The following is a 5,073-nucleotide window of genomic DNA, read 5'->3' on the forward strand; positions in this document are numbered from 1 at the left end:
GCATGCAGAAGCGCGGCCGGTGGCGGCGCGACGTTGACCCCTTCCGCCACCAGCGTCTCGAGCAGCTCGGTGGGAACGTGTTCGTGATCGAACGTCAGGGCGGTGGCTCCGATGGCCGCGCGCCGCAGGTCGTCGAGGTCGGTGTGTGAGCCCAGCACCACGTCGGGGGTCACCTGGGCAGCTGGATCGTCCGGCGCGGCGGCCAGCACGCGCAGTGCTTGCCCGAGGGCGATCGCGGACTGGTGGGTCATCCTGGCGAGCTGGCCACCGCCGATCATGGCGACCAGTGGTGGTGCAGTGGGGTGTCTCGGCACGGCACATATGGTGTCACGGCCATGACCGGGTCGTTTAACGGCCGCGACCGTAGCGAGTCGGCGTCTGGGGCTCGGTTCCGTACACTGGCCACTTGTGTCGTTCACTGATGCCACGATCGCGCGGCTACCACGCCCGATCCGGCCCTACGCGGAGCGCCACCACGAACTGATCAAGTTCGCGATCGTCGGCGCGACCACCTTCGTCATCGATTCGGTGATCTTCTACACCCTGAAGTTGACGATTCTCGAGCCGAAGCCGGTCACCGCGAAGATCATCTCCGGCATCGTCGCCGTCATCGCTTCCTACATATTCAATCGCGAGTGGAGCTTCCGCGACCGTGGTGGTCGCGAACGCCATCACGAGGCGCTGCTGTTCTTCGGCGTCAGCGGGGTCGGTGTGCTGCTGAGCATGGCGCCGCTGTGGTTCTCCAGCTACGTCCTCGAGCTGCGCGTGCCGATGGTGACGCTGACGATCGAGAACATCGCCGACTTCGTCTCGGCGTACATCATCGGCAACCTTCTGCAGATGGCGTTCCGGTTCTGGGCGTTTCGGCGCTTCGTCTTTCCCGACGAGTTCGGCAGAAATCCCGACAGGGCCGTGGAGTCGACGTTCTCCGACGGCGGACTCGCCGAGGTCATCGAGGACGAGATCGAGGCCGCCGCAGGCACATTGGACGGCACGGTCACTCCGCTGCGCCCGCCGGAGGGCGGCCCGAAGGATCGTCGCGTCAGTTAGTCGTCGCCGGCTACGCCGGAGGACGGCGCTCACCGTGGGTGCGGCTGTCCGACTCCTCGGTCCCCAGCGTGTCGAACACCTCGTGATAGAGCAGTGAGTGAACCTGTTCGACGCGGGGAATGTCGTTGAACTCCAGTGGATCCTGAGACGCGGATTCGATGATCAGGGTGCCGGTGCGCAGCATCCGGTCCAGCAGGCCGTGCCGGAACTCGACACTGTTGATCCGTGCCAGCGGAATGTCGATCCCGGAGCGGGTCAGCACGCCGTGCCGGAACATCACCCGCCGGTCGGTGATCACGAAGTGTGTTGTCCCCCAGTTCAAGAACGGCCACAGCGTCAACCAGCCGACGACGATCAACCAGATCGCCGCGATGATCGCGAAGATGACGCTCTTCGCGGTCGACTCCCAGTCAGTCCTGTTCACCACCGCCGCGACGAACGCGGCGAGCGCACTGGACAGCACCAGGACGAGCACCGGGCCGATGAGCCGTTTGAAGTGTGGATGCCGGTGCAGCACGACCTGTTCGTCGGAGGCCAGCACGTTGTCGGGGTAGCCCATGGGCGAACGCTCCGTTCCGAGGTCTAAACGGCCCGGACGTGCACGACGTCGCCCGCGGACACCGTCACCGTGCCCTGGTCGGTGTCGATCAGCAGCCTTCCCTGATCGTCCACGTCGGCGGCCACTCCCGTGACTTCCTTGTCGCCAGGCAGCGAGGCCCGCACCCGGGAGCCGATCGTGAGACTGCGCTGCCGGTAATCGTCGGCAAGCGTGCGCCCGTCGCGCCACTGCCCGATCCGGTCGGCGAGTTCGTGGAGCAGTCGGCTCACCAGCGCGGTCCGGTCCAGCGTCGACGCGCCGAGGTCCTGCAACGACACCGCGCCCGGGTTCTCGGACTCGTCGGCGCTCAGTGTCACGTTGAGACCGATGCCCAGGATGATCACCGGATGCGGTGCGGCCACCTCGGACAGGATGCCTGCCAGTTTGCGCGGCGGGCCGTCGGTGCGCGCCAGCACGTCGTTCGGCCACTTCAGCCCGACCCGCACTCCGGTGACCGCGAGAACCGCGTCGACGACTGCGATTCCGGCGGACAGCGGCAGCCATCCCCACGCCCCGGGCGCCACCCCTCCGGAGTCCACCCCGACCGAAAGGATCACCTGGGCGTGCGGCGCCGCGGACCACGACCTGCCGTTGCGACCGCGGCCGGCCGTCTGGTTCTCGGCGAGCAGGACGGCGCCGGCGATGTCCTCGCCCGCCATCGCGCGGGCGAACAGATCCGCGTTGGTGGAACCGGTCGCGGTGACCACGTCGAGGCTGCGCCACGGCGTAGTGGCGCCTGCGCCAGCGAATTCGTCGCGCAGCGCCCGGTCGTCCAAGGGGGCCCGTGACACGTTGAGAGCCTAACCTCGGCACCGACGAATTCACCGGTCCCCTGCCGTGCCCGCTGCCGCCCGGTCGCGATGGTCACTCCTCTGGCGGCCACGGCGTACCGATAGCATCGCTACCCATGACGAGCGTTACCGACCCATCTGCACCCACCTCTGGGCAAGAGATCGACATCCACACCACTGCGGGCAAGCTGGCCGATCTGCGCAAGCGCGTGGAGGAGACGGTGCATCCGGTCGGCGAGGCTGCGGTCGAGAGGGTCCACGCCAAGGGCAAGCTGACGGCTCGGGAACGCATCTTCGCTCTGCTGGACGAGGGATCGTTCGTCGAACTCGACGCACTCGCCAAACACCGGAGCAAGAACTTCGGGCTCGACGCGAATCGCCCGGTCGGTGACGGTGTGGTGACCGGCTACGGAACCATCGACGGTCGCGATGTCTGCATCTTCAGCCAGGACGCCTCCGTGTTCGGCGGGAGCCTCGGCGAGGTCTACGGCGAGAAGATCGTCAAGGTGCAGGAGCTGGCGCTCAAGACCGGCCGCCCCCTGATCGGCATCAACGACGGTGCGGGCGCGCGCATCCAGGAGGGCGTCGTCTCCCTCGGCCTCTACAGCAAGATCTTCCGCAACAACATCCTCGCCTCGGGCGTGATCCCGCAGATCTCGCTGATCATGGGTGCCGCGGCCGGTGGGCACGTCTACTCCCCCGCGCTGACCGACTTCGTCATCATGGTCGAGGGAACTTCTCAGATGTTCATCACCGGGCCGGACGTCATCAAGACGGTCACCGGCGAAGAGGTGACCATGGAGGAGCTGGGCGGCGCGCACACCCACATGGCCAAGTCGGGCACGGCGCACTACGTGGCCACCGGTGAGCAGGACGCCTTCGACTACGTCCGCGATCTGCTGAGCTACCTGCCGCCCAACAGCGCGGCCGAGCCGCCGCGCTTCCCGGCGCCCCCGCACCCCGGCGACATCGAGGACAACCTCACCGACGAGGACCTCGAGCTCGACACCCTGATCCCCGATTCACCGAACCAGCCGTACGACATGCACGAGGTGATCACGCGCATCCTCGACGACGACGAGTTCCTCGAGGTACAGGCAGGTTACGCAGGCAATATCGTCGTCGGCTTCGGGCGCGTCGACGGACGCGCCGTTGGCATCGTCGCCAATCAGCCCACCCAGTTCGCCGGCTGCCTGGACATCAACGCCTCGGAGAAGGCGGCCCGCTTCGTGCGGACGTGCGACTGCTTCAACATCCCGATCATCATGCTGGTCGACGTCCCTGGCTTCCTCCCAGGCACGGACCAGGAATACAACGGCATCATCCGCCGAGGCGCCAAGCTGCTGTACGCCTACGGCGAGGCGACCGTCGCCAAGATCACCGTCATCACCCGCAAGGCCTACGGCGGCGCGTACTGCGTGATGGGGTCCAAGGACATGGGCTGTGACGTCAACGTCGCGTGGCCGACGGCGCAGATCGCCGTCATGGGCGCCTCGGGCGCAGTCGGCTTCGTCTACCGTTCCCAGCTCAAGAAGGCGGCGGCCGACGGCCAAGACGTCGACGCGCTGCGGCTGGAGCTTCAGCAGGACTACGAGGACACCCTGGTGAACCCCTACGTCGCCGCCGAGCGTGGGTACGTCGACGCGGTCATTCCCCCGTCCCACACCCGTGGTTACATCTCGGCGGCGCTGCGCCTGCTGGAACGCAAGATCGTGCAGTTGCCGCCCAAGAAGCACGGCAACATTCCGCTCTGATCACCGTCATCACGCCCCAGAACGAACGGACAAGCCCGTGTCACAAGACGTCGCCATCACCGAGGTCTCCGACCCGCAAGACCTGACGATCGGCGCGCCGGTCGACCCGACGGTGCCGGAGATCAGGATCCTCAAGGGCAATCCCTCCGACGAGGACCTCGCCGTGCTGGTGTGCGTGCTCGCCGGGGGCCGCGGGACGGCGGAGCCCGGGCCGCAGGAACTCAACCTGTGGGGGCATCCGGTGGACAAGCTGCGGTACTCGAGCGTGAGCTGGCAGCGCGTGACTCAGGTGGGACGCACGCACGTCCGGCGTTGATGAGCCGCTTGCGCGAAGAGAATCGTCGTTGATGAGCCGCTTGCGCGAAGAGAATCATCGATGACCCGCGTGATCCTTGCGTCGGCCTCTTCGGGTCGGCGCAAGGTATTGCGAAGTGCGGGCATCGATCCGCTGATCGTCGTCTCCGGCGTCGACGAGGACGCGATCGTCGCGTTATTGCCCGACGACTCGGGCCCTGGCGAGATCACGAACGCGCTGGCGACCGCAAAGGCAGCCGCGGTGGCACGGACCCTCGATGCCGGGCTGCGCGTGGATTCCGTTGTCATCGGCTGTGATTCGATGCTGTACCGGGATGGCCGGCTCTGGGGCAAGCCGGCGTCGGAAGCCGCCGCGATCGCGGACTGGCGATCAATGGCGGGGACGACGGGCGAGCTGTACACCGGACACTGCGTGATCCGTCTGCGCGACGACGTCATCACGGCGCAGACCGCCGCGCACTCGGTGACGAGCGTCGACTTCGGCAGTCCATCGGCGAAGGACCTGAGTGCGTACGCCCGAAGCGGGGAACCAATGGCCGTCGCCGGCGGCTTCACGATCGACGGC

At 67.0% G+C, this 5,073-nt stretch carries 6 protein-coding genes and 1 pseudogene; 4 read left to right on the plus strand and 3 right to left on the minus strand.

The features are described from left to right. Positions 1–278, minus strand: a pseudogene (locus tag ACRDUX_RS37585) (5-(carboxyamino)imidazole ribonucleotide synthase); the annotation flags it as partial. Positions 279–408: 130 nt separating this feature from the next. Between ACRDUX_RS37585 and ACRDUX_RS37590 the strand changes: the two are divergent. Further along, entirely contained in the window at positions 409–1,050 is a 642-nt protein-coding gene (locus ACRDUX_RS37590; RefSeq protein ID WP_526422087.1) for a GtrA family protein, read from the plus strand. 10 nt (positions 1,051–1,060) lie between these two features. Here ACRDUX_RS37590 and ACRDUX_RS37595 read toward each other — a convergent pair whose 3' ends face one another. Beyond that, positions 1,061–1,609, minus strand: coding sequence for a PH domain-containing protein (locus ACRDUX_RS37595; RefSeq protein ID WP_526422088.1), 549 nt, complete (start codon positions 1,607–1,609; stop codon positions 1,061–1,063). A gap of 23 nt (positions 1,610–1,632) precedes the next feature. Beyond that, positions 1,633–2,439, minus strand: coding sequence for a biotin--[acetyl-CoA-carboxylase] ligase (locus tag ACRDUX_RS37600; RefSeq protein ID WP_526422090.1), 807 nt, complete (start codon positions 2,437–2,439; stop codon positions 1,633–1,635). A gap of 116 nt (positions 2,440–2,555) precedes the next feature. On the opposite strand from ACRDUX_RS37600, the gene ACRDUX_RS37605 reads away from it, so the two are divergent. The 3 genes from ACRDUX_RS37605 to ACRDUX_RS37615 form a co-directional block, all read left to right on the plus strand. Next, positions 2,556–4,193, plus strand: coding sequence for an acyl-CoA carboxylase subunit beta (locus ACRDUX_RS37605; protein ID WP_526422092.1), 1,638 nt, complete (start codon positions 2,556–2,558; stop codon positions 4,191–4,193). 37 nt (positions 4,194–4,230) lie between these two features. Beyond that, entirely contained in the window at positions 4,231–4,509 is a 279-nt protein-coding gene (locus ACRDUX_RS37610; protein WP_526422094.1) for an acyl-CoA carboxylase epsilon subunit, read from the plus strand. A gap of 60 nt (positions 4,510–4,569) precedes the next feature. Continuing rightward, positions 4,570–5,073, plus strand: a 504-nt coding sequence (locus tag ACRDUX_RS37615; protein ID WP_526422096.1) for a Maf family protein, incomplete at its 3' end; no start/stop codon positions are given.

The sequence above is a fragment of the Mycobacterium sp. genome, assembly GCF_050701675.1.
Taxonomy (GTDB): domain Bacteria; phylum Actinomycetota; class Actinomycetes; order Mycobacteriales; family Mycobacteriaceae; genus Mycobacterium.